The organism is Aestuariimicrobium soli, from assembly GCF_051192575.1.
Classification (GTDB): domain Bacteria; phylum Actinomycetota; class Actinomycetes; order Propionibacteriales; family Propionibacteriaceae; genus Aestuariimicrobium; species Aestuariimicrobium soli.
Map to the genome: position 1 here is coordinate 165,036 of NZ_JBPJSQ010000001.1, position 24,464 is coordinate 189,499.

Genomic DNA, 24,464 nt, shown 5'->3' on the forward strand with positions numbered 1-24,464 from the left:
CCGCTCGTGAACGCGGTCGATGCCCTCAAACGCCTGCTGGTGGGGCGCAAGCTAGCCAGTGCCCAGATGAGCGAGACACTGCTGCCCAAGCGCATCGCGCTGCCCGTGTTCGCCTCCGACGCCCTGTCGTCGGTGGCCTACGCACCCGATGAGATCCTGCTGACCCTGTCGCTGGCCGGCATGGCCGGTTTCGCCTTCTCGTGGAAGATCGGGCTGGCCGTCGCCTGCGTGATGTTGGTGGTGGTGCTCAGCTACCGCCAGACGGTGCACGCCTACCCCTCGGGTGGTGGCGACTACGAGGTGGCCACCGTCAATCTCGGTCCCAATGCCGGGCTCACGGTGGCCAGTGCCCTGCTCGTCGACTACGTGCTCACGGTGGCCGTCTCGGTCTCGTCGGGCATTCAGAACGCCGAGGCGATGCTGCCGTTCATCCGGGGTCACGAGGGCTGGATCGCGGCGATCGTCGTGCTCGTCCTGATGCTGTTGAACCTGCGGGGTGTCAAGGAGTCGGGCACTCTGTTCTCGATCCCGACCTACTGCTTCATGGTGGGCATCATCGGCATGACCCTGTGGGGTCTGTTCCAGATCTTCGTGCTCGGCAACCAGCTGCGCGCGCCGACGGCCGACTGGCAGGTGGTGGGCGTCGACCCGCAGTACACGGCGATGACCGGTTTCGCCATGGTTGCCCTGCTGGCGCGGGCCTTCTCGTCCGGTTGTGCGGCCCTGACGGGTGTGGAGGCGATCTCGAACGGCGTGCCGGCCTTCAAGGAGCCCAAGAGCCACAACGCGGCCACCACGCTGGCGTTGCTGGGTGGCATCGCGGTCACCATGCTGCTCGGCATCATCGTGTTGTCGAACCAGCTCAAGGTGCACCTGATCGACGACCACGGGGGTTCGTACTACCTGTTGCCCGACGGCACCCAACGGCACGAGCAGGCGAGCACCGCCGTCGGCCAGCTGGCCAGCACGGTCTTCGCCGACTTCCGGCCCGCGTTCTACTTCGTGATCATCGCCACGATGGTGATCCTGTTCCTGGCGGCCAACACGGCGTTCAACGGGTTCCCGGTGCTGGGGTCGATCCTCGCCCGCGACGGTTACCTGCCCAAACAGCTGCACAGCCGCGGTGACCGACTGGCCTACTCCAACGGCATCGTGCTGCTGGCCTTCGCCGCCGCGGGGCTGGTGCTGATCTTCGACGCCTCGGTGACCGCGCTCATCCAGCTCTACGTGGTCGGGGTGTTCGTCTCGTTCACGGTCAGCCAGACCGGCATGCTGCGTCACTGGACGAGGCATCTGCGCACCGAGAACGACCCGGCCCGCCGCGCCACCATGCAGCGCTCCCGGGTGATCAACGCGATCGGCCTGACGATGACCGGCGTGGTGCTGGTGGTCGTGCTGATCTCGAAGTTCACCCACGGCGCCTACCTGGCGATCATCGCGATGGCCGCGGTCTTCGGCGTCATGAAGCTGGTGCGTCACCACTACCAGAAGGTCTCCGAGGAGACTCGCATCCAGTCGAACAGCGATCGCGTGCTGCCCAGCCGCATTCGCAATGTGGTCTTCGTGCACCAGCTCAACAAGCCCACGCTGCGCGCCCTGATGTTCGCCAAGGCCGCACGGGTGTCGGCGCTGGAGGCCGTCACCGTGTCGACGGACGACGACGAGACCCACCGCCTGATGGAGGACTGGGACAGGGCCGACCTCGGCATTCGGCTGCGCGTGCTGGCCTCGCCCTACCGCGAGCTCACCGGCCCGTTCATCGAGTACGTGCGTGGCCTGCGTTCGGCCAACCCGCGCGATGTCGTCAACGTGTTCATTCCCGAGTTCGTCGTCGGGCACTGGTGGGAGCAGTTCCTGCACAACCAGACGGCCCTGCTGATCCGCACCCGACTGCACTTCATGAGTGGCGTGATGGTGACCTCGGTGCCGTACCAGTTGCGGTCGTCGCGGGAGCGGTTCTCGCAGGAGGATCCGCTGGCCTGGCGCAGTGAGGTCGAGCACGAGGCCGCCCAACAGTCCGAGGCCGCCCAACAGTCCGGGGCGAGCGAGCGGTGAGTCACCCCTCCGACGGATCACTGATCACCCTCGATCTCGAACGGGTGGCGCATGGTGGTCATGTCGTGGCCCGGCACGACGGCCGCGTCGTCTTCGTGCACGGCGGGCTGCCGGGGGAGCGGGTGACCGTCCGGATCACCGACACCAGCAAGCCCAGCTTCTGGCGCGGTGAGGTCGTCGACGTGCTCGTCGCCTCCCACGACCGCGTCGCGCCCCCGTGCCCGGTCGCCGGGGAGTGCGGGGGCTGCGACCTGCAGCACGTCGGGCAGCAGGGCCAGTGGGCGTGGAAGACCGCCGTGCTGGCCGAGCAACTGCAGCGGCTCGCGGGCATCACCTGGCAGGGCGAGGTCACCCAGGTTCCCGGGCTGACCGGCTGGCGCACCCGACTCGACCTGCGGGTGGACGACCAGGGGCGGCCCGGCATGCTCGCCCGCCGCAGCCATCGGGTGGTGCCCCTGCCGGAGCAGGGTTGCCTGATCGCGCACCCGGACCTTGGCGCCGTCGACCTGTCCGCCTCCCTGGTGGGGCCCGACACCCGCGAGCTTCGCCTGGCCGTCGGCGAGGACGGGGTCTCGGCGCTCGCCGACGGGCAGCTCGTCGCGGGGCCGGAGCTCGTCCGACATCGGGTACCTGACGGGGACGAGGCAGGTCGCGAGTTCCGCGTGCACCCCGCCGGCTTCTGGCAGGTGCACCCGCACGCGGCCACCCTGCTCACCGAGCAGGTGCTGGAGGGGCTCGACCCGCGGTCGGGGGAGACCGCGCTCGATCTCTACTGCGGCGTGGGGCTGTTCGCCGGCGCGCTGGTCGACCGAGGGGTCAGGGTCACCGGCGTCGAGATCAACAAGCGGGCGGTGGCGCAGGCCCGGCTGAACGTTCCCGAGGCTCGGTTCATCGCCGCCCCGCTCGACCGGGCATTGGGGCGACTCCCCGCCCGGGTCGACCTGGTGGTGCTCGACCCCGCCCGACAGGGCGCGGGCAAGCAGGTCGTGCGGCACGTCGCGGGGCTGGGGGCGCGCGCGATCGTGCATGTTGGCTGCGACCCGGCGGCCTTCGCGCGCGACCTGGCGCTGTTCGCCGACCAGGGCTGGGAGCCGGAGTGGATTCGGGGCTTCGACCTGTTCGGCATGACCCATCACCTGGAGGCGGTGGCCAGCCTTCGTCCCCGTCCGAGAGTCACGCGTTGAGGCTCGGCGACGCACCGATTGCGGCAGACTGGCGGCGATGACGTCGGGTCGCGTGATATCTTGACGTCAAGAGACTTTGAGCCACAGGAGACACCATGAGCGTGAACAGCTTCGGAGCCAAGTCCACCCTCGACGTGCAGGGCACCGAGTACGAGATCTTCCGTCTCGACACGGTTCCCGGGCACGAGCAGTTGCCCTACAGCCTGAAGGTGCTGTTGGAGAACCTGCTGCGTACCGAGGATGGCGCCAACATCACCGCGGACGACATCACGGCCCTCGGCCAGTGGGACCCCACCGCCGAGCCGAACCGCGAGATCCAGTTCACGCCGGCGCGCGTGATCATGCAGGACTTCACCGGTGTGCCGTGCGTGGTCGACCTGGCCACCATGCGCGAGGCCGTCGCCGAGCTGGGCGGTGACCCCGCCAAGGTGAACCCGCTGTCGCCCGCTGAGATGGTGATCGACCACTCGGTGATCGCGGATGTCTTCGGCACCCCCGAGGCGTTCCAGCAGAACACCGACATCGAGTACCAGCGCAACCGTGAGCGCTACCAGTTCCTGCGGTGGGGCCAGACCGCCTTCGACGACTTCAAGGTTGTCCCCCCGGGCACCGGCATCGTCCACCAGGTCAACATCGAGCACCTGGCCCGGGTGATCTTCCCGCGCACCGTCGACGGTGTGCTGCAGGCCTACCCCGACACCTGTGTGGGCACCGACTCGCACACCACCATGGTCAACGGCCTCGGCGTCGTCGGCTGGGGGGTGGGTGGCATCGAGGCCGAGGCGGCCATGCTGGGCCAGCCCGTGTCGATGCTGATTCCGCGTGTCGTCGGCTTCAAGCTGAAGGGCAAGCTCAACGAGGGCACCACGGCCACCGACCTGGTGCTCACCATCACCGAGATGCTGCGTGAGCACAAGGTCGTCGGCAAGTTCGTCGAGTTCTACGGCGAGGGCGTCTCGGAGGTGCCGCTGGCCAACCGCGCGACCATCGGCAACATGTCGCCCGAGTACGGCTCGACCATCGCGGTCTTCCCGATCGACGAGAAGACCACCGACTACCTGCGCCTGACCGGCCGCGACGAGCACCAGATCGCGCTCGTGGAGGCCTACGCCAAGGCGCAGGGCATGTGGCACGACCCGCAGCACGAGCCGTCGTTCTCGGAGTACATCGAGCTCGACCTGGCCACGGTCGTCCCCTCGATCGCCGGGCCCAAGCGCCCGCAGGACCGCATCAAGCTGACCGAGTCGAAGACCAACTTCGACACCAACCTGCCGACCTACTCGGCCAGCGGCGACAAGGCCGTGCCGGTCACCCTGGCCGACGGCGCGTCCTTCGATCTGCGCAACGGTGCGGTGGCCGTGGCCTCGATCACCTCGTGCACCAACACCTCGAACCCCAGCGTCATGCTGGGCGCCGGACTGGTGGCCAAGAAGGCCGTCGAGAAGGGCCTCACCCGCAAGCCGTGGGTGAAGACCTCGCTGGCTCCTGGCTCGCAGGTGGTCACCGACTACTACGCCAAGTCGGGCCTGGACACCTACCTCGACCAGATCGGGTTCAACCTGGTCGGTTACGGCTGTGTCACCTGCATCGGCAACACCGGCCCGCTGATCCCCGAGATCTCGAAGGCCGTCAACGACGAAGACCTCGCCGTCACCGCCGTGCTCTCGGGCAACCGCAACTTCGAGGGCCGCATCAGCCCCGACGTGAAGATGAACTATCTGGCCAGCCCCATGCTGGTGATCGTCTACGCGCTGGCCGGCACGATGAACATCGACCTGTTCAACGACCCGATCGGGCAGGATGCCGACGGCAACGACGTCTTCATGCGAGACATCTGGCCGACCCCCGAAGAGATCGACGAGGTCATCAACTCCTCGATCAGTTCGCAGATGTACGTCGAGCGTTACGCCGACGTCTTCAAGGGGGACGAGCGCTGGGCCGCCCTCGACACTCCCGAGGGCAAGACCTTCGCCTGGGACGACGATTCGACCTACGTGCGCAAGCCCCCGTACTTCGAGGGCATGCCCGCGACGCCCGAGCCGGTGCAGGACATCGCCGGGGCACGGGTGCTGCTGAAGTTGGGCGATTCGGTCACCACCGACCACATCTCCCCGGCCGGGTCGATCAAGGCCGACTCGCCGGCTGGTGTCTACCTCAAGGAGCACGGCGTCGAGCGTCGCGACTTCAACTCCTACGGTTCCCGTCGTGGCAACCACGAGGTGATGATTCGCGGCACCTTCGCCAACATTCGCCTGCGCAACCAGATCGCCGCCGGCACCGAGGGTGGGTTCACCCGCGACTTCACCGTCGAGGGTGCACCGGTGGCCACCGTGTACGACGCGTCGGTCAACTACCAGGCGGCGGGCATCCCGCTGGTGGTGCTGGCCGGCAAGGAGTACGGCTCGGGGTCGTCCCGCGACTGGGCGGCCAAGGGCACGGCCCTGCTGGGAGTGCGGGCCGTCATCGCCGAGAGCTACGAGCGCATTCACCGTTCGAACCTGATCGGCATGGGGGTGCTCCCGCTGCAGTTCCCCGAGGGCCAGAGCGCCGACTCGCTGGGCCTGACCGGCGAGGAGACCTTCGCCATCAGCGGGGTCACGGCCCTCAACGAGGGTGCCACCCCGGCCACCATGCACGTCACGGCCACCGGGCCCGACGGTCAGGTGACCGAGTTCGACGCGGTGGTGCGCATCGACACCCCCGGGGAGCGGGCCTACTACACCAACGGCGGCATCATGCAGTACGTGCTTCGGCAACTTGCCGGTAGTTGATCCGATCGGCTCGGATACGAGGCGACCTGGCCTCTGACACGCCCGGCGTGTCTGGGTTCAGAGTCTCACACGTGCGCCCCGCCAGGCTTCGGCCTGGCGGGGCGCACGTGTACGCCTTCCGCACGAAGCCTTGGCCCGAGTGGCGCGAATCGGCTCCGCGGAGCCGGCTGGCCTGAGATCCTGTAGCGGGACGGCGGACACGCAGGCAGGTCACGTTGATCAGGCCCCTCGGGGAGCTGAACCTACCGACTCAACTGGGGGCTTACGCATGATGCTTCGTCGACTTCGGATCGAGCACTTCCGCGGCATCGCGCGTACGGACTGGAGGATCGACCGGCGGTTGGTGGCGCTGGTCGGCGCGGGCGACAGCACGAAGACGACGCTGATGGACGCGATCGGGCTGGTGCTCAGTCCGAGCTATAACCCCCAGTTCACCGATGCGGACTTCTACAACTTCGACTTGACGAAGGACATCGTCATCGAAGCGGTCGTCACCGAGCTCCCGGACAACCTTGTCAAGGAAGGCCAGCTCGGCAAGGACCGCTCGGGGCTGAGGCCCGACGGCACGCTCGTCCATGATCCCGTCGACGACGCCGAGGAGTGCCTCGTCGTCCGATTGACGGTGACTCCGGATCTCGAGCCCACCTGGGAAGTGGTGCGCCCCGATTCCGATGACGCCCGCCCGATCTCGGCGAACCAAAGGCGGCAGCTCGGCTTCTTCCGGCTCGGCGAGCGGCCCGACTTTCACTTCCGCTGGGCGCGAGGGTCGGCGCTGTCGGGGCTCACCGAGGGCGGCGACGGCGCTTCGTCGGTGATCCTCGATGCGCATCGCGAAGCGCGCACTGCAGTGTTCCAAGCGAAGCCGAATGCGCTTCACGACGCTGCCGCGGCGGCACAGAAGTCGGCCAGCGTCTTTGGGGCGGGGTCGTTCGGCGAACTGCGCCCTGGTCTCGAGCCAGGCTCCTCGTCATCGACCCACGCGCTGCTGCTGCACGACGGCGAGGTGCCACTGTCGAGCCTCGGACTCGGGACTCGGCGGCTGACGAGCCTGGCCATCCAGGACCGGTCTATGGAAGAGGGCTCGATCATCGCGATCGACGAAGTCGAGCACGGGCTCGAGCCCCATCGACTGGCTCAGGCCCTGCACCGCCTGCGGCAGCGAACGGAGGCCAACAAGCTCCAGATCATCATGACGACACACTCGCCCGTCGCGGTGACGACTCTCCGCGCGGAAGACATCGAGGTCGTCCATGCCGATGGGGCAGGAACCACCACATGCAGAGCAGTTCCCTCCGATCTCGACAAAGTGCAGGGAACGTTGCGCAGCGCGCCAGACGCCTTACTGGGTCGCAGGGTGATGGTCGGCGAGGGTGCCACCGAAGTTGGCCTCCTGCGGGCGCTGCTTCGCCACTGGGATGAGCAGCGTCTAGACCAGGGCTTGGATGGATCCGCGGCGGTGGGCACCGTCCTCGTTGATGGCAGAGGAGGGTCTCAGTCGCTGCAACGGGCTACGAACTTCCATGAGCTCGGATACCTGACCTGCGCGCTGCTCGACCACGACGACCCAGCCATCGACACTGATGTCGAGCGGGCCTGCACGGCCGGCATTACCGTGCACCGCTGGACTCCGGGTTGCGATGTCGAGCGCGAGATCATCCGTGAGCTCCCGATGACGGGCGTTCAGGACGTCGTCGACCTCGCCGTCAGTATTCGTGGTCAGGAGTCGGTTCTGGCCGCCGTTGGCGCGCGAGTCTCCGGTGGGAAACTCTCGGGAACTCAAGTAGCGACCTGGCTTGTGCAGGCGGGTGTGGCCGAGGCAGCGCTCCGGTCCGCGATCGCGAGCGCGGCGGTCGCAAAGGACAGGGAATGGTTCAAGCGGCAAGAACGCGGAGAAGACTTGGCTGGCGTCGTCATCGCACACTGTACAGACCTGGCCGGCACCCATCTCAAGGCAGTGCTCGACGGACTCCGCGCCTTCGCGTATGACGAAGAGCCGGTGCTGCTCGACGCAGATGAGGGAGAGGCGTAACTCGATGAGTGAAGACCCCCGCATCGAAGACGCGGTCGCTGCTGTGCTCTCGTCGCAGCCCTGCTCGGTGACCCTGCCCGCTGGTGCCGGGAAGACCGAGCTCATCGCTGCGACCATCGCGAAAGCCGCGCAGCGCGGCGGGACGAGCCTCGTCCTCACGCACACGCACGCCGGCGTGGACGCGCTTCGCCGGCGGATGAAGAAGTTCGGCGTGACGCGGGAGCGGGTCGTCGTCAGGACTATCGACTCGTGGTCCTACGACCTGATCGCGCACTTCCCGGACCTGGCCGGCCTCGCAGTGCCGACGACTCCCGACTGGAGCAGGTCCACCGAGTACCACCTCGCCGCAGCACGGGCAGCGGGCACCAAGCCGATCGCCAAGATGCTGCGGCTCAGCTACACGAACCTGTTCGTAGATGAGTACCAGGACTGCGTCCTTGAGCAGCACAAGCTCGTCCTCGCGCTGTCCGCATCGATACCAACCACTGTTCTCGGCGATCCGCTTCAGAGCCTTTTGACCTTCGGCAAGACCCCGCCCGTGGACTGGGACGCGGACGTGCTTCCCAACTTTCCCGAAGTCGCCGTGGACCATCGGCCGCGCCGGTGGGAGCCGGATAATGCCGAGCTCGGCAAGTGGTTGGTCGACGTTCGAACCGAGCTGACGGACGGGTTGCCGATCAGCCTTGACGGAACGCCTGTCCGTTGGGTGCGGAAATGGGATGACCGAACTTTCGTCTCTGAGTGCATGAAGGCGCTCGGGAAAAATGGCACTATCGCAGTGTTGGGGCGATTTCGTCACGATTGCGTCGCGGCAGCGAGCAAGCTGGGCGGTCGCTACACAGTCATGGAAGCACTCGACGAGAAGGTGACGGCGGCATTCGCGGCGAAGGTCGATACCGGAAGTGGACCCGAGGTCGCCCATGCGATGGTCGAGTTCGCTACAAAGTGCAGTGTTGGCATACCGACTCACATCAGCTCGGCCAAGCGCAAGCGGCTGCTCGATGGCCTTTCCTTCGTCACGCGGGACGAAGATCTAAAGCCCACCTACGAAGCCGTAGTCCGTGTCCGCGAACAACCCACTCCCGCAACTGTGCGCACAGCCTTCGAGCTCCTCGGCAGACTTCAGGGAGTCTCTATCCATTGCCGTGAGGCGTGGAAGGAGGTCACTCGATCGCTCGCCTCAGCGAGCACGAACGGGCGCGCGGTGGCAGAGGCTCTGCAACTAGAGAGGGACCACACGCGGGCGGTTGGGCGCAGTGCAGCAGCGCGCGTTGTGTCGCGGCCCTTGCTGGTGAAAGGCCTCGAGTACGACCACGTCATCATCCTCGATCCGACCGCCTACGGTGCGCAGGAACTGTACGTAGCACTCACAAGAGGGTCGAAGTCGGTGACGGTCATAAGCGACTCCAGCACTCTTCCGGCCGCGCGCATGGAAGTGCACAAGAAGTCACCAAGCCGCCGCTGACCCAGCTGCATTAAAGGCGCTTGAGATGGCTGAGAACGCGGACAGTTCTGTGACAAGAGTGCCGGGTGGTGCCGCCTGATGTGCTTAACTTTCCGAACGAAGCCAGGGCGCGACGGCAGTCTATTGGCATCGGTCACCGCGGCACCTGGATCAATCGCTGGGGAGCCTCATCCATCCCCGCCGGCGCGCGCGGTGCGCACAGCCGACGCCCACGCCTCGGCGTCGACGAGCCTCACCTGAGCCCGGAGGTCGCCCCGTGGCCGCGGAGTAGACGGCGGATCCGCGTCTGCTAGACCATGGGTGCGAGCTTGTTCGAAGTGCTCGTGCTCGCGAATCGCTTTGATGCGGCCAGCGTAGGGCTCAGTAGGGACAGCGGCCTGGCTGTGATCGTCGCGGGCGTCGGCGACCGTCGTCGCGTAGACCCGCTCGATCTGGATCCGGCGCGCTTCGTCGACAGTCATCGGCCACCATTCGATACTTTCCACGTCGGCGAGGAGAGCAGCGTCGCCGTGGTGCGCCAGAGGCGGGTCCGGCGGCTGGGCGATCGCCTCGCCGTATCTCACCTTCCAGGACGATCCGCTCCAGGAGATCCGGGTCGGTCGCAGCCAGGGCGTGCGCTGCTGGCCCCGCATCAGCGGACGCTCTCGTTCGGCCTCGTTTGGTGGCCCCGCATGGCTGTCGTAGCCGATGGGTGCGGTAGGAGGCCAGTAGAACTCCAGCGGCTCGTCGTCGCCCACGTCCAGGTCTGCGACCGCCCAGCCTCTCGACAGGAGCACCGTCCCCACCTCGTCGCCGAGCAGACGCCAGCCATCGTTCAGGATGCGAATCTCATCGTCGGCGTTCATCCCTCTGGCCTTCTCTCGGCGTGGCTCCACCGCAGTTCACGCGGTGAAACGCTCGTCGGCGCGGCCTTCGGACATGACCGGATTCTGGTGATGTGGCTCGTCGCCCGCTTGCCTCAGGATGGCGACGACCTTGTCGATCTGCGCCCGGGAGAGGGGAGGCGCGCCCCTCGCCTTCTCCGCCCCCGCCTCTCGCAAGGCTGCGAGCACGGCCGGGGGCGTCGGTCGGCGCGGCCTGCTCTGTCGCCATGCGTTCGTGCGTCGGATGCGCGAGATGCTCGAGGGCGCAGGCGATGCGTAGTCCGAGAGTGGTAACTCTGGGCGCTTGGCCCGGTCGCCTCCGAGGAGCTTTCCGATGCGTCGCGCAGTCGTGCCGGTCGCGGCGCTCGCGCCTGCCCATCCCAGCGCGTTCGAGGCCTCGATGGCAGCCCCTGCGCCGGCGGTGTCCAGGAGCGCAGCGGTCCGCGGGCCGGATCCGATGGAAGGCCCTGCGATGCCGCACTCACAGAAGTGGGCGGCCACGGGCCTAGATCGGCCCGAAGGTCGTTCGGTACACCGCGGCGCTGCATCTGCGTGCATCCCGTCGACGCTAGTGGAAGCGATGACTACCTGGAAGTGATGACTACCTGCCGAGACGCTTGAGGGGTGTCTGATTCCCTGAGAGCGGTGCTCGGATCGCGCGTGCGCGACGTCCGTCGTTCACGGGGACTCACTCAGGAGGGGCTCGCCGAAGAGCTCGGCGTCAGCCCGCGGTACCTGGCCGGCATCGAGAGGGGCGAGCGGAACCTCACGCAGGACTCCGTCGACGTGCTCGCTGACCAGCTGAGGGTGGTGGCGCGGGACTTGCTTACTCCATCCGTCGGCCCCACAAATCGACGCTGAGGCGTTAGTTCCTGCTTCACCGACGGACGGAGCTGCGTCGATGGCCTCGCCGCCGAGTGGCGCTCGATCTGATAACCCGCACATCTTGCCCGGAGCCCATCGACGGCTCGGAGGCTCGATCGCTTCTGAAGTTGTGTGAGCATCGAACACGGATGGCGGAGCTGATCCCGATGTCGCGCGAGTCCTGTGCATCCGGTGGGGCGTTCGAGCGGCGGATGTCGATGCCTCGAAGTACGCTGACCGGACGTCATAGAAGACTGCTGAAGGGGTTCGCGATGCAGCTGACATCGTTCCGGGTGCGCCGGTACAAGAACGTGTTGGACTCGACGGACGTGTCGGTGGATCTGGATGTAACGACCCTGGTCGGCATGAACGAGTCGGGGAAGTCGACGATGTTGGACGCCCTGTACCGGCTGAACCCGGTGTACGGCGACGCCTTCGTCGAGCGGGACGACTACCCGCGCTGGCGGTGGAAGCGGGACGGCCGGAAAGAGGACCTCTCCCTCGTCACGCCGATTGAGGCGACCTTCGAGCTCGACGAGGACGACCTCGGGGTGCTGCGGGACGCGCTCGGCGAAGGCGTCGCGACAGACCCGAGCGTCTCCGTCGGCCGCCGTTACAACGGCAACCGGTGGCTGCGGGTGCCTGTCGACGAGCGCCGGTTCCTGGAGAACGTCCTCGAAGGTCATCCGGACGCGGCCTCCCTCCTGGAGGCGCACGCCAACGTCGCGTCGCTCAAGGAGTGCCTCGCCGCGGAGCCCCAGTCATCGTCGGCGGTGGCCGATGCTGCGGACGGGACCGACGAGGACCCGGGCGAGGACGATGCCGCCGACGCCCAGGCGCTGGAGCGGATCACCTCGCTGATCGGCGAGAAGGACGACCTGGGCGCGATCGCCAGGTCGATCGTGCTGAAGAGGATGCCGAAGTTCTTCCGCTTCGCCTCCTATCAGAACCTCGAGGGTCGCGTGGACGTGGCGAGCCTGCGCACCAAGGAGGACGAGGAGCCGGGCGCGTCGTCGAAGCAGACCGCGCGGGCTCTGCTGCGGCTGGCCGACACCGACATCGACTCGGTGACTGATGCGGAGTTCGAGTCGCGGACCGCTGAGCTGGAGGCAGTGTCCAGCGACCTGTCACGGGAGATGGCAGAGTACTGGAGCACGAACCCGGAGCTGAGGATCAAGGTCGAGATCGAGCCGGAAACGGTCCAAGCCCCGAACGGCCAGAGCAGCGTCGTCCGCTACCTCAACTTCCGGGTGGAGGACCGCAAGCACGACTTCACGAACAACTTCTCGCTACGTTCGTCGGGCTACCAGTGGTTCTTCTCGTTCCTCGCGGCGTTCAGCGAGTTCGAGGACCGCGACGACGTGGTGATCCTGCTCGACGAGCCGGCGCTGACGCTGCACGCGAAGGCGCAGCGCGACTTCCTGCGATTCATCACCAAGCGCCTCGCACCGGTCGGGCAGGTGCTCTACACGACCCACTCGCCGTTCATGGTCGAGCAGATCGAACGCGTCCGCGTCGTGGAGGACCGCGGCGACGACGTCGGCTCGGTGACCTCGTCGGACGCGCTGGAGGTCGGCGAGGACAGCGCGTTCCCACTCCAGGCGGCTCTCGGCTACGACCTGTCGCAGAACCTGTTCATCGGCGAGCGGAACCTCCTGGTCGAGGGCCCGTCCGACCTGGCATACCTCGACATCATCAGCCGCCGCCTGCGCGACCAGGGGAGGGAAGGGCTCGACGAGCGATGGCGGATCCTCCCGGCCGGGGGCGCGTCCAACGTGCCCGCCTTCGTGTCCCTGTTGGGGCAGAAGGTGTCGGTGTCGGTGCTGCTGGACTCCGGCACCGAGGGTGTCGGGAAGGTCGAGGCGGCGATGCGGGCGAACAAGATCGCCGGCAGGCGGGTTGTCTTCGTCGGGTCGGTGCTGGAGCAGAAGCACAGTGACATCGAGGATCTGTTCAGCGTCGGCGACTACCTCGGGCTGTACAACGAGGCGTTCGGGATGAAGCACAAGGTGGGTGATCTGCCGGACCACCCGGATCGGATCGTTCTGCGGCTGGAGAAGCTGGACGGCAAGTTCGACCACTGGCGTCCCGCCGAAGTGCTGCTGCGCAGCCCGGCGAGAGTGGAGAAGCTGTCACAGACGACCCTGATGAACTTTGAGAGCCTTGCCCGGAGCATCAACACGACGCACCAGTAAGCCCCGCTGCCACGGCGGGCCTGAACCGCTGGCGTACATCTCGATCCCCTGCGACCGAACGGCGACAGGCCGTCCGCGCCGACGTCGGAGGCGTGTCCGCGACGATGGGCCGCCACCGCTGCGCCCGTCCGATCAAGAGGCGTTACGCCTCTGCCGTCCGGCCAGAACGAGCATGGCCGCGGCGGCGAGGACGGCGAGACCGGCGTAGCCGACAGCGATCCCCTGGAGCGGGGCCCCGGCGGCAGCGACCCGTCCGGCGACCAGGCTGGGGATCGCAGCGCCGCCGTAGGAGAACAGGTAGACCGTCGCCATGAGTCCGGCTCGCTCAGCGGGGCCGGTGCGACCGAGGAGTCCGCGCATGGTGCCGGTGAACGCGGCCCCCTGTGCCGCGCCGGCCACGATCCCGCAGCCGATGACTGCGGCGATCGCGCCGGACAGCAGGCCGGCGACGACGCCGACGACGGCGAGGGCGAAGACCGCGATCCCGAGCCGCTGTGCCGCGGTCGGAGGCAGCCGTCCGGTGAGCGGGCCGCCGACGGCGTAGGGGGCCATGAACGAGGCGAATACGACCGCCGCGACCAGCGTGCTGCCGGTGCCGAGGCTCTGCGCGGAGATGGTGGGGCTGAAGGCCTGGTAGAAGCCGCCGACGGCCCAGGTTCCGACGAACACCGCGACCGCGGCGGGCAGCAGCGGCCGGATCGCGCCCGGGACGTGCACCCGTGGGCGCAGCGAAGCCAGCGTCCCGGGCCGCCGGTCGACGGGGTCCGGGCTGGCGAGCAGAAAGGCCGCGCACGCGACCAGCAGCGCCGTGACGATGACGTAGGGCGTCTGCTCCGGGGCGGGCCCGTGCTCGGCCAGCGCACCGGACCCGACCGCCCCGACGGTGAGCCCGATCAGGGGCGATCCGGCGACGGCGGTTGCGGCGAGCCAGCGCGGCCTCTCTGGTGCGAGGTCGACGACGTAGGCGGCGACGGCCGAGGAGCCGAGGCCGCAGGCCAGGCCCTGCAAGAAGCGCCCCGTCATCAGCACCGGCAGCCCGGTCACCTGCAGCAGGGCCAGCGACCCGGCGGCCGCCAGCGCCGCCGCGCCGAGCGCAACGGCCCTGCGGCCGAGGTGGTCGGAGAGGCGGCCGAGGACCACGAGGGCCAGCATGACCGCCACGAAGTAGGTCACGGCGGCGACCGACAGGTCCGCGGTGGTCAGCCCGGTCGCCGCCCGGTAGCGCTCGTAGAGCGGGATCGGCGAGCCTGACGCGGCGAACACCGCTACCAGCGTCCCAGTCGCCGCCGCGAAGCCCAGCGCGCGGCGCGGGCGGGGCGCGGAGTCCGCTGTCGCTCCTTCCCCGCGCGGCGCGGGCCGAGGTCTGGTCGTCACCGGGCCTGCCAGGCGGCCACGGCGCGCTCGACGCAGGCGGTCACCGCCCCCTCCACGTCGGTGGTCGGGTCGAGCAGCCACTGAAGTCCGATGCCGTCCATGACGGCGGTGAGCAGCCGGACCTCGGTCATGATCTGCGCGTCTGTCATCGGTGCGATGTTGCCGGCCTCGATCGCCTCGCGCAGGTGCCCGGCGAGGGTGGCGAGGTTCCCCTGGTAGCGCTGCTCGATGAAGCCGTGCGCGGGGTGGGAGGCGCTGGAGGCCTCGGCGGCGAGGGTGGTGAACAGCTCGAGCAGGCCTCGGCTGCGCTGGTGGGCGGCCATCACCTCGGGCAGGCGGCGGAAGTAGTCCAGGCCGTTGACGTCGGCCAGGCCGTCCTGGACGGTGCGCCGATCCCATTCCTCCAGCACGGCGGTGAGCAGGCCTTCTTTACTTCCGAAGTGCTGGATCAGCGTGGCGTGGGAGACCCGGGCCTTCTCTGCGATGGTGCGGATCGAGCCGCCGGCGTAGCCGTGCTCGGCGAAGACCTCCATGGTCGCCTCGATCAGCTGCTCGCGTCGGCGCACCCCGGTCCGGTATGGGCCGCGTGTCCTGGTGCTCATGGTCTCCGACATGCGGCTCATCCTCTCATCCTTCTTGCCCAACTATAACCGATCGGTTAGAGTTCGGGTGTCGTCATCGCTGAAGGGAATCGCCATGAAGTACTCCGTCCTCGGCCCGACCGGGATCCGCGTCTCTCAGATCTGCCTGGGCAGCGCCACGTTCGGCGTCGCCCCGACCTCCCGGGACGCCGACGGCGTGGTCGGTGCGGCGCTGGATGCGGGGGTGAACTTCTTCGACACCGCGAACGTGTACGGCAACACCCCGGTCTTCGACCGTCCCGGGCACCCCGCGGCCTCGGAGCGGGAGTCGGCCGAGGAGATCCTCGGACGCGCCCTGTCGGGCCGTCGCGACGAGGTGGTGCTGGCGACGAAGTCGGGGGAGCGGCGCTGGGACCCCGACGCCGGCCTGTCGCGCCGGTACGTGATCGGGCAGGTCGAGCAGAGCCTGCGCCGACTGCGCACCGACTGCATCGACGTCTACTACGGGCACTTCCCCGACCCGGACACCCCGCTGGAGCAGACCCTCGCCGTGTACGACGACCTGATCCGGCAGGGCAAGATCCGCTATGCGGCGCTGTCCAACCATCCGGCCTGGCAGATGACCAAGGCTCTGTGGATCGCCGATGATCGCCGCCTGGTCTCCGCGCCGGTGGCGGCGCAGGTGATGTACAGCCTGCTGGACCGCAGCGCCGAGAAGGAGCTCGCCCCCGCCTGCACCCGCTTCGGCCTGTCGATCGTCCCTTATGCCCCGCTGCACGGCGGGCTGCTGGCGGACCTGAAGGTGCTGGATCGGGAGGTCGCCGGCGGGAAGCGGTACGGCGGTCCCGGCTTCTCCGAGGAGGAGATCGCCGTGGCCCGCGAACTGGACCGCCTCGCCCGCGAGTGGGGCCTGGGCATGCAGCAGGTGTCGCTGGCCTGGCTGCTGTCCCGCCCGGCGGTCGCGTCGGTGATCGTCGGGGCCGAGACCCCCGACGAGATGCGCGCCAACGCTGCGGCCGCCGACGTCGAGCTCGCCCCCGAGCAGCTGGACGCCGTCTCCGCGCTCACCGACCACCTGGCCGCCTGACCCGAGAGGACCTCACACCATGGAGTACTCCGTCCTCGGCCGCACCGGCGTCCGCGTCTCGAAGATCTGCCTGGGCACCGCCACCTTCGGCGTCGCCCCCGTCCCGGAGGAGGCCGACCGGATCGTCGGCGCGGCCCTCGACCTGGGCATCAACTTCGTCGACACCGCCGACGTGTACGGAAACATGCCCGTCTTCGACCGCGCCGGAGCACCTCCGGCCGCCGAGCGCGAGCCCGCCGAAGCGATCCTCGGTCGTGCACTGCGGGGCCGCCGCGACGAGGTGGTGATCGCCACCAAGTCCAACGGGATAACCGGCCTCGGCGTCAACGACCGTGGCCTGTCGCGGCGGCACGTCGTCCGCCGGGTCGAGGAGAGCCTGCGCCGCCTCGAGACCGACTGGATCGACCTGTACTACGCCCACGACCCCGACCCCGACACCCCGCTGGAGGAGACCCTCGACGTCTACGACGACCTCATCCGCCAGGGCAAGATCCTCCACGTCGGCCTGTCGAACGACCCCGCGTGGAAGGTCGCGCAGGCGCTGTGGATCGCCGACGACCGACGGCTGCGCTCCGCCCCTGTGGCGGCGGAGGTCAAGTACAGCCTCGTCGACCGGGCCGCAGAGCGGGAGCTCGCCGCCGCCTGCGAGCAGTTCGGCGTCTCGATCGTGCCCTACGCCCCGCTGCACGGCGGACTCCTCGCCGACCTGGCCGTGCTGGACCGACCGGTCTCGGGCGACCAGCGGTTCGGCGCACCCGGCTTCCCGCCTAACGAGGTCGCCCTGGCCCGCGAGGTCGACCGGCTCTCCCGCGAGTGGGGACTGCCGATGCAGCCGGTCGCGCTCGCGTGGCTGCTGTCCCGGCCCGCCGTCGCCAGCGTGATCGTCGGCCCGGAGAGCGTCCAGGAGCTCCAGGCCGACGCGTCGGCCGCCGAGGTGCAACTGACCCCGGAGCAGCTGGACGCCCTCACCGAGCTGGCGGTCGAGCCGCCGGCCTTCCACCACCGCGCCGGCGACGGCCCGAGGCAGCCGTCCTCGGCCACCGCCGGACCCTGACCCCGCTCCTGCGGGCGACGGATCGCACCACCACCAAGAGCACCGAAAAGAAGTGGAACACCCATGCCCCGTGCAGACCAGTCCACGATCGACTTCCTCACCGAGTACTTCGCCGTCATGGAGGCCAAGGACTACGACCGCCTCGCCGACTTCTACGCCGACGACGTCTCGCTGACCTTCGCCAACGCCTCGACCGTCACCGGCAAGGACGTCGTGCTGGCCCAGATGGCCGCGATCGGCGGCAAGGTCGACTCCCTGGCCCACCCTCTGGTGAACGTCTGGCAGGAGGAGGACGGAGTCGTCGTCTTCGAGGTCGACAGCGTCTGGCGCTTCCCCGACGGCGTCGAGACGACCATCCGCGCCTGCTCGATCTTCACCATCGCAGCCAGGAAGTTCACCGACCAGCGCATCTACGTCGACAACGGTCCGATCGACTCCTACCTCGCCTGAGCTCGGCCCGGCCCTTCACCGCCTGCCCCTTAAGGAGGCTCTCCATGGCCCGCATGCTCGTCACCGGTTCCGCCGATGGCCTCGGCCGCGCCGCCGCCGAAGCGCTCCTGGACGACGGCCACGACGTCGTCGTGCACGCCCGCAGCAAGACCAGGCTCGACGCGGTCCTCGACCTCCTCGACCGCGGTGCGGGGCACGTGGTGGGTGACCTCGCAGACCTCGACCAGGTCCGGGACCTGGCCGAGCAGGCCTCCGCTCTCGACCCGTTCGACGCGGTCGTCCACAACGCCGGGGTGATCGACGGGTCCGCCCTGCTCCCGGTGAACGTCGTCGCCCCCTACGCCCTCACGGCGCTGGTCCCGGCGTCGCGGCTGGTCTACCTCTCCAGCAACATGCACCACGGCGGCCGACTCGATCTCTCCCGCGCCGATTGGGCGGGCTCGCGCGCGTCGCTGTCCTACTCCGACAGCAAGCTGCTGGTCACGGTCCTGATGGCCGCGATCGCGCGGCGCTGGCCCGACGTGCTGTCCAACGCCGTCGACCCGGGCTGGGTGCCCACGAGGATGGGCGGCCCCTCGGCCAACGACGCCCTCGAGCTCGGCCACGTCACCCAGGCGTGGCTCGCCGGCTCCGACGACCCCGACGCCCTGGTCTCCGGGGGCTACTGGTTTCACCAGCGCGTGGAGCAGCCCCATCGCGCGGTCCACGATGAAGGAGTACAGGACGCGCTGCTGTCGGCACTCGCCGCACACACCGGGATCGGCCTGCCGCGCCGGTGAGTAGCGGACCGCCGCCGTGGTGCAGACTCGGCTCCACCATCATCTCCTGTGATTAACCACGGGCAGGTGAAGGCTCGTTCGGCGTCTTGCCGACATCCCCTTCCTAGGAAGAGACGAAGCCTCGCGACCATGCGGGCCCCGGCCTCAAAGGTCTGTCTCGGTTCCGTCCGCGCGAGATGCTCTCAAACCGCCGAAGCCGAAGAGCTGTGGCGGTAGCGACTCGACTCAACCGCATTCGGGCAAAAAAGCGCCCCCGCCGCGATGCGACGGGGGTTGGCTCTATGTCTGTGCGAGGAGTCCTGCCCTCGCTTCTGACCGATAGTCTAGCCCTCCAGCAGAGGAGGCGCAATTGGGCATCGAGGACATCGTCGCGAGCCACCTCTCGGCACCGCGGCTCGCACCGTACCTCGCCGCGGCCGGTTCGGTCTCCGGAGCTATGCGGCTGTACCGCTGGAACCTCGAGCTGTCGGGAGCGATCCACGAGTCCCTCGGCGTCGTGGAGGTCACGATGCGGAACTCGATCGACGCGCAGCTGCAGGCATGGAACCGAGGACGGCCAGCTAGAGCCGGAACTGCAGCCTATGGCGCGAACTGGGTCGAGCACCCGGCTCGCCCGCTCTTGGGGATCCTCAACCCTCGCGGCCGCGGCGGCCGGCCACCGATGTCGACGTATGAGTCGGCGCGGGAACGAGCGATCAAGGACTCCAGCCTGCGGGATCCCTCCCACCCGCGTCACGGTGTGAGCCCGAACCACGACGACATCGTCGCCCACATCACGTTCGGCACCTGGGTCAAGCTCCTGCCGAGCAAGCGCGATGCCCAGGGCCTGATCGGCCCGGACGGGCAGCGCGGCCTGTGGAACAACGCCATCAAGCACAGCTTCTCCCACCATCCCGACCCGCTGGTGATCCACCACTGGGCGAACCGGCTCCACCTCCTCCGCAACAGGATCGCGCACGTGGAGCCGCTCATCGCCACCGACGTCATGAGCTATCACCGGACCGCGGCGCGCCTGCTGAGGGCGATCGACCCGGCAATGGGCGACTGGTACGCGGGGATCAGCCGGATCCCCGAGGTCTGCAAGCAGAGGCCGTGAGGCCCAGCCGCGAGGCTGCTGTGATGCCGGCCGTGGACTCTGCTTCCAGCCGGATCCCGCGCTGACAGGCAAGTCGTCGCGGACGTCCGGCCGCGGGATAGGTGTCCGCAGGCAGAGCGGGGTTGATTTGTCGAAAATACCGTAATGGAAGCATGCCAACTGTGGTGGACCGCCGGTGCAGGGAAGTTGCTTGCACGTCCGAGCATGCCTCTGACCAGGTGAATTGCCTCGTCGGCAGAGAATTGCGACTACCGCAGAGTACAGCGAAGCATGTCTCAGTACGTGCTGCGCAACCTCGCCCAGGCGTGAGTCGCGGCTGACCGCAGCCCGCAACCGACGAAGCGGCCGACCCCCTCGGGGGCCGGCCGCTTCGTCGTGTCGGGGAACTGGCTCACTGCCGGCGCTTCAGGATGGAGCGGGTGCTGGCTTCCGGCGTGAGGTCGAGCCGCCGCAGCACTTGGGCGTTGAGCGCCACCACGACGGTGGAGATCGACATGAGCATCGCACCGACCGACATGGGCAGGACGAACCCGACCGGTGCGAGGATTCCGGCCGCGAGCGGCACGGAGAGCAGGTTGTAGCTCGCGGCCCACCACAGGTTCTGCTTCATCTTGCGGTAGGTGGCGTGGGAGAGCTGGATCGCCGCGAGTACCGAGCGGGGGTCGGAGCCGGCGAGGATGACGCCGGCGGAGCCGATGGCGACATCGGTGCCCGCTCCGATGGCGATGCCGACATCCGCTTGCGCCAGAGCCGGCGCGTCGTTGACGCCGTCGCCGACCATGGCGACCTTCTTGCCCCCGTGTTGGAGCGCTGCGACCTTGGCCGACTTCTCATCGGGGCGGACGCCCGCGTACACCCGATCGATGCCGAGCTGGGTTCCGGCCTCCTTCGCCACGGCCTCGGCGTCGCCGGTGATCATGACCACCTCGATGCCGAGCTCGTGCAGTGCCTCAACGGCCTCGCGGGACTCCGGACGGATCTCGTCGGCGAGCTTGAACCCGCCGATGACGGCGCCGTCTCGCAGGACGTGCAGGATGATCGCGCCCTCGGCCCGCCAGGCGTCGGCCGCATCGATCTCGGGCTGCCCGGTCTCCTCGAGCAGCCGGGGCCCGCCGACACGAATCTCGTGGCCGGCCACGGTCGCGGTGACTCCCACGGAGGGCGAGGACGAGAACCCGCTTCCCGGCTCGAGGGTCAGGCCCTTGTGCTTGGCTGCGCCGACGATCGCCCGGGCCAGAGGGTGCTCACTGTCGGCCTCGGCAGCCGCAGCCAGAGCCAGCACCTGGTCTGCGGTCACACCTGCGGTTGATTGGACATCGGCAACCGTGGGTTCCCCCTTGGTCAGGGTGCCGGTCTTGTCGAAGAGCACGGTGTCGACCTCACGCATCGACTCCAGCGCGAGGCGATCCTTGATCAACACGCCGCCGCGCGCGGCGCGCTCGGTCGCGATGGCGACGACCAGAGGGATCGCCAGGCCCAGGGCGTGGGGGCAGGCGATGACGAGCACGGTGATGACCCGGATCACAGCGTCGTCCGGCCTCCCGGCCAGGGTCCAGACCACCGCCGTGATCAGACCGGCTCCGAGCGCGAACCAGAACAACCACGCTGCCGCACGGTCGGCGATCCGCTGCGCCCGCGACGACGATCCCTGCGCCTCGGCGACGAGCCGGTTGATGCCCGCGAGCGCCGTGTCGTCGCCCACCGCGGTGAGCCGCACCCGCAGACCGGAGTCGGTGGCCACGGTGCCAGCGGTCACCGCATCGCCTCGTCCGCGGGTGACCGGGCGGGACTCGCCGGTGATCATCGACTCGTCCATGTCTGCACGACCGTCGACGACGATGCCGTCGGCGGGGACGCTGCCACCGGGACGGACGATGACGGTGTCGCCCACCCGCAGCTGGGCCGGATTGACCCTGACGACGGCCTCACCGTCGACACGCTCGGCTTCGTCGGGCAGCAGCGCCGCCAGGGAGTCCAGCGCCGAGGTGGTCTGCGCCAGGGCGCGCATCTCGATCCAATGGCCCAGCAGCATGATGACGATCAGCAGCGCCAGTTCCCACCAGAACTCCAGCTCGTGGTCGACCAGACCCACGGTGGCGGCCCAGGACGCCAGGAAGGCCACGGTGATGCCCAGCGAGATCAGCAGCATCATTCCCGGCTTGCGGCTCTTCACTTCGCTCCAGCCGCCGGCGAGGAAGGGGGAGCCGCCCCAGACGTACATGACCGTTCCCAGAAGCGCGGCGACCCACCCCGCCCAGCTGAGCAGCGGGTAGCCCAGCAGCATGGCGAACATGGGCGAGAACGCGACCACTGGCACCGCGATGACGAGGTTGATCCAGAACAGCCGCCGGAACTGACCCACGTGATCCCCGTGGCCACCGTGATCCCCGTGCCCGGAGTGTCCCTGGCCGGGGTGCGCCTTCTCGGCGGTGTCGACGTGGTGGTGCTGGTGTTCGTGTGGAGCTGTCATCGTTTGGTTCCTCTCGTCCAATTTCTCGCGTCTGATTGCTGGTCCCCTCGTGCTGCCGGCTCAGGAGGCCGGTTGGATCTCGCTCTCGACAACCCACTTGTGGTTCGTGATGGTCATACCGTCCCAGGTGTAGTCGACCATGTAGACGGTCTGGGAGGTGGACGAGGCGATGGTGGCCTCTGCTCCCTTCATGCCCGTCATGTGGGCGGCGTCGAGCGTGACCGTGGCACCCTCGGGCAACAGCTCATCGCCGACCCCTTCGAGTTCCTCCTGGACGACCCACCTGTGGTCCGTGATCGGTTCCCCTCCGGTGGTGGGCGTGAAGTTGACCGCGTAGGTGTGGGTGTCAAAGGCGCCGACGATGGTGGCTTCCGCCCCCTTCATGCCGTCCATGTGGTCGGCCTTGAGGGTCACCTTCGTGCCCACCGGGTACGTGGGTGAGGGTGCCTCCTTGATCCCGGCGGGAGCGGGCCCACCGTCCATCGGATGGTCCATCTCGCCGCTGGTGGAACTGGTGGAACTGGCGGAACTGCTGGAGCCGTGGCCCTGGTGGTCGCTGGTGCAGCCGGTCAGGGCCAGTGCTCCGACGAGGATTGCCGCCGCGATGGCCGCCTTGATGCGCGTGCGCATGTCGTTTCCCTTCCGTGGGTTCTGCTGTCACAGCATATACCCCTAGGGGGTATGCCACAAGATCGGCACGAGTCGCGGCTGAAGGCAGCCCGGACATGACGAAGCGGCCGACCCGCGAGGGGTCGGCCGCTTCGTTCGCCGGGGAGGGGGGTAGGAGGAGTCTCGCGCTCGTGGCGAGTAGTGGTCAGGCGAGCAGCGCTGTGGCGGCCTTCACCAGCGCGGCGGAGGCGGGAGCCTTGCCGGCCGGGGAGGCCACCATCACCTGACCGACGATGTTGCCCTGGCCGACGACGATCGAGCTTCCGGGGAAGCCACCCACCTTGCCGGTGATCACCGCTGCCTGGTCGGCGCCGGGAACCGTGGCCTTCTCGGTCTTGGCTTCGCTGCCCATCTGCTTGGTCATCGCCGAGACGTACTGGTCGAACACCGGCTGCGGGATCACCTGGACGACGGCCACGGTGCCGGTGGTCATGTCGGTGTACTGGCACTGGGTGTAGCCCGCCGCCGTGGTGCCGGTTCCCTTGCCGAACTTCGTGCCGAGGGCGGCATTCATCTCGTCTGCGGTCAGGGCCGCGCAGGCTTCCTTGGCCTCGCCGGTGGGCTCCGCACTGGTCTCTTCGGCGCTGGTCTCTTCGGTGGCGCTGGTCTGCTCGGCCTCACTGGTCTGGGGGGCCGACGTGGTCTCGGCCGGGGCCGAGGTGGGGGCCTGGGTGTTCGGCGCCGTGTCGGCCGACTGCGTCAGCGAGCACGAGGCGAGGGCCACCACGGCGAGGGCCGCGAGGCTGGTGCGGGCGATGGTCAGGAGCTTCATGGGGATTCCTCGGGGAGTCTGGGGTGGGCCGCGCTGTTGTGGCCGCTGGAACAGCTTAGGGACGCGGTGGGCCACCCCCTCGTTCCCCGGGTGCTGCCGAAAATGTCCGAGGAGGCCCCTAGATTCTCACCCATGTTCGAAATAGAATCGAACATGGCAGTGAGGAGCACACCATGAGCATCGCCACCCGCAGTACGGCCCTCTTCCGTCAGGACTGGGCGAAGGTGAACGAGGGTCCCGACTGGGAGCCCAACCGTTCCGGACCCCACCCCGGTCGTCCGCGACCGGGGGAGCGCACCAAGCCGGTCGGAGCCGAGAACCGGGCGTTCATCCCGCCGGGCTGGCCCGAGAGCGTGCTGCCGGCCAGTGAACCCGACTGGGAGCAGTCGGCGGCGGCCTTCCTGCTGGACTGCTGCCCCCATGAGTACCGGGGTTACCCGCTGCTGCGGCGTCAGCCGGTGGTGCTGGCGCGCTTGGCGGCACAATACGTCGAGTCGCAGGTGAGGGCCACCCGCGAGAGTCTGAACCAGGCCCGGGCTGCCTTCGCCGAGTACGTCGATGCCCCCGTGCTCGACGGCGCGGTGGAGGTGCTGCAGACCGAGGAGGCTCGGCTCGTTCGGTTGCGAAGGGCCGTGATGTTGGTCGAGGAGACCCTGCGGGGAAAGATCTTCGTGAGCCGACTCTGAGGGCCGGAATGCGTGCTCGC

The 24,464-nt window shown here is 68.4% G+C and carries 19 protein-coding genes; 13 read left to right on the plus strand and 6 right to left on the minus strand.

The features are described from left to right. The first annotated feature begins 6 nt into the window (after positions 1-6). From ACSDQ9_RS00770 to ACSDQ9_RS00790, 5 genes are all read left to right on the plus strand, one after another. Entirely contained in the window at positions 7-2,055 is a 2,049-nt protein-coding gene (locus ACSDQ9_RS00770; protein WP_435142590.1) for an APC family permease, read from the plus strand. After that, entirely contained in the window at positions 2,052-3,239 is a 1,188-nt protein-coding gene (locus ACSDQ9_RS00775; protein ID WP_435142591.1) for a class I SAM-dependent RNA methyltransferase, read from the plus strand. Before ACSDQ9_RS00770 ends, ACSDQ9_RS00775 begins: the two co-directional genes overlap by 4 nt. A gap of 95 nt (positions 3,240-3,334) precedes the next feature. Continuing rightward, positions 3,335-6,010 carry an aconitate hydratase AcnA gene (gene acnA, locus ACSDQ9_RS00780; protein ID WP_435142592.1) on the plus strand — a complete coding sequence of 892 codons (2,676 nt, stop codon included), beginning with the start codon at positions 3,335-3,337 and terminating at the stop codon, positions 6,008-6,010. A 268-nt stretch (positions 6,011-6,278) separates the two neighbouring features. Then, on the plus strand, positions 6,279-8,039 hold the full coding sequence (locus ACSDQ9_RS00785; protein ID WP_435142593.1) for an ATP-dependent nuclease: 1,761 nt from the start codon (positions 6,279-6,281) through the stop codon (positions 8,037-8,039). Between the two features lie 4 nt (positions 8,040-8,043). Further along, entirely contained in the window at positions 8,044-9,504 is a 1,461-nt protein-coding gene (locus ACSDQ9_RS00790) for an AAA family ATPase (RefSeq protein WP_435142594.1), read from the plus strand. 167 nt (positions 9,505-9,671) lie between these two features. On the opposite strand, the gene ACSDQ9_RS00795 is transcribed toward ACSDQ9_RS00790, so the two are convergent. Continuing rightward, complete coding sequence (locus tag ACSDQ9_RS00795) at positions 9,672-10,349, minus strand: hypothetical protein (RefSeq protein WP_435142596.1); 678 nt, start codon at positions 10,347-10,349, stop codon at positions 9,672-9,674. 678 nt (positions 10,350-11,027) lie between these two features. Here ACSDQ9_RS00795 and ACSDQ9_RS00800 point away from each other — a divergent pair. Both ACSDQ9_RS00800 and ACSDQ9_RS00805 read left to right on the plus strand, forming a co-directional pair. After that, positions 11,028-11,228 (plus strand): helix-turn-helix domain-containing protein, encoded by a 201-nt coding sequence (locus tag ACSDQ9_RS00800; protein ID WP_435142768.1) that lies wholly within the window; start codon positions 11,028-11,030, stop codon positions 11,226-11,228. A gap of 152 nt (positions 11,229-11,380) precedes the next feature. Continuing rightward, complete coding sequence (locus ACSDQ9_RS00805; RefSeq protein WP_435142597.1) at positions 11,381-13,426, plus strand: AAA family ATPase; 2,046 nt, start codon at positions 11,381-11,383, stop codon at positions 13,424-13,426. 132 nt (positions 13,427-13,558) lie between these two features. Here ACSDQ9_RS00805 and ACSDQ9_RS00810 read toward each other — a convergent pair whose 3' ends face one another. After that, positions 13,559-14,689: an MFS transporter gene (locus ACSDQ9_RS00810; RefSeq protein ID WP_435142598.1), complete on the minus strand. Its 1,131-nt coding sequence runs from the start codon at positions 14,687-14,689 to the stop codon at positions 13,559-13,561. Positions 14,690-14,796: 107 nt separating this feature from the next. Next, positions 14,797-15,423, minus strand: coding sequence for a TetR/AcrR family transcriptional regulator (locus tag ACSDQ9_RS00815; RefSeq protein WP_435142599.1), 627 nt, complete (start codon positions 15,421-15,423; stop codon positions 14,797-14,799). 73 nt (positions 15,424-15,496) lie between these two features. On the opposite strand from ACSDQ9_RS00815, the gene ACSDQ9_RS00820 reads away from it, so the two are divergent. The 5 genes from ACSDQ9_RS00820 (at position 15,497) to ACSDQ9_RS00840 (ending at position 19,847) form a co-directional block, all read left to right on the plus strand. Continuing rightward, positions 15,497-16,468, plus strand: coding sequence for an aldo/keto reductase (locus ACSDQ9_RS00820; protein ID WP_435142600.1), 972 nt, complete (start codon positions 15,497-15,499; stop codon positions 16,466-16,468). 19 nt (positions 16,469-16,487) lie between these two features. Beyond that, positions 16,488-17,522 carry an aldo/keto reductase gene (locus tag ACSDQ9_RS00825; RefSeq protein WP_435142603.1) on the plus strand — a complete coding sequence of 345 codons (1,035 nt, stop codon included), beginning with the start codon at positions 16,488-16,490 and terminating at the stop codon, positions 17,520-17,522. Between the two features lie 63 nt (positions 17,523-17,585). Continuing rightward, a complete protein-coding gene (locus ACSDQ9_RS00830; protein WP_435142604.1) occupies positions 17,586-17,972 on the plus strand; it encodes a nuclear transport factor 2 family protein in 387 nt (128 codons plus the stop codon). A 44-nt stretch (positions 17,973-18,016) separates the two neighbouring features. Beyond that, positions 18,017-18,751 carry an SDR family NAD(P)-dependent oxidoreductase gene (locus ACSDQ9_RS00835; RefSeq protein WP_435142605.1) on the plus strand — a complete coding sequence of 245 codons (735 nt, stop codon included), beginning with the start codon at positions 18,017-18,019 and terminating at the stop codon, positions 18,749-18,751. Positions 18,752-19,100: 349 nt separating this feature from the next. Beyond that, positions 19,101-19,847 carry a hypothetical protein gene (locus tag ACSDQ9_RS00840; protein WP_435142606.1) on the plus strand — a complete coding sequence of 249 codons (747 nt, stop codon included), beginning with the start codon at positions 19,101-19,103 and terminating at the stop codon, positions 19,845-19,847. A 391-nt stretch (positions 19,848-20,238) separates the two neighbouring features. Here the strand turns inward: ACSDQ9_RS00840 and ACSDQ9_RS00845 are convergent, their stop codons facing one another. The 3 genes from ACSDQ9_RS00845 to ACSDQ9_RS00855 all read right to left on the minus strand — a co-directional run bounded on the left by ACSDQ9_RS00845 (position 20,239) and on the right by ACSDQ9_RS00855 (position 23,758). Further along, positions 20,239-22,317 (minus strand): copper-translocating P-type ATPase, encoded by a 2,079-nt coding sequence (locus tag ACSDQ9_RS00845; RefSeq protein WP_435142608.1) that lies wholly within the window; start codon positions 22,315-22,317, stop codon positions 20,239-20,241. 60 nt (positions 22,318-22,377) lie between these two features. Then, positions 22,378-22,947 (minus strand): YdhK family protein, encoded by a 570-nt coding sequence (locus ACSDQ9_RS00850; protein ID WP_435142610.1) that lies wholly within the window; start codon positions 22,945-22,947, stop codon positions 22,378-22,380. Between the two features lie 184 nt (positions 22,948-23,131). Further along, on the minus strand, positions 23,132-23,758 hold the full coding sequence (locus ACSDQ9_RS00855) for a superantigen-like protein SSL4 (protein ID WP_435142612.1): 627 nt from the start codon (positions 23,756-23,758) through the stop codon (positions 23,132-23,134). 173 nt (positions 23,759-23,931) lie between these two features. Between ACSDQ9_RS00855 and ACSDQ9_RS00860 the strand changes: the two genes are divergently transcribed. After that, positions 23,932-24,444, plus strand: a complete 513-nt coding sequence (locus ACSDQ9_RS00860) for a hypothetical protein (protein ID WP_435142614.1) — start codon at positions 23,932-23,934, stop codon at positions 24,442-24,444. Positions 24,445-24,464: the final 20 nt, after the last annotated feature.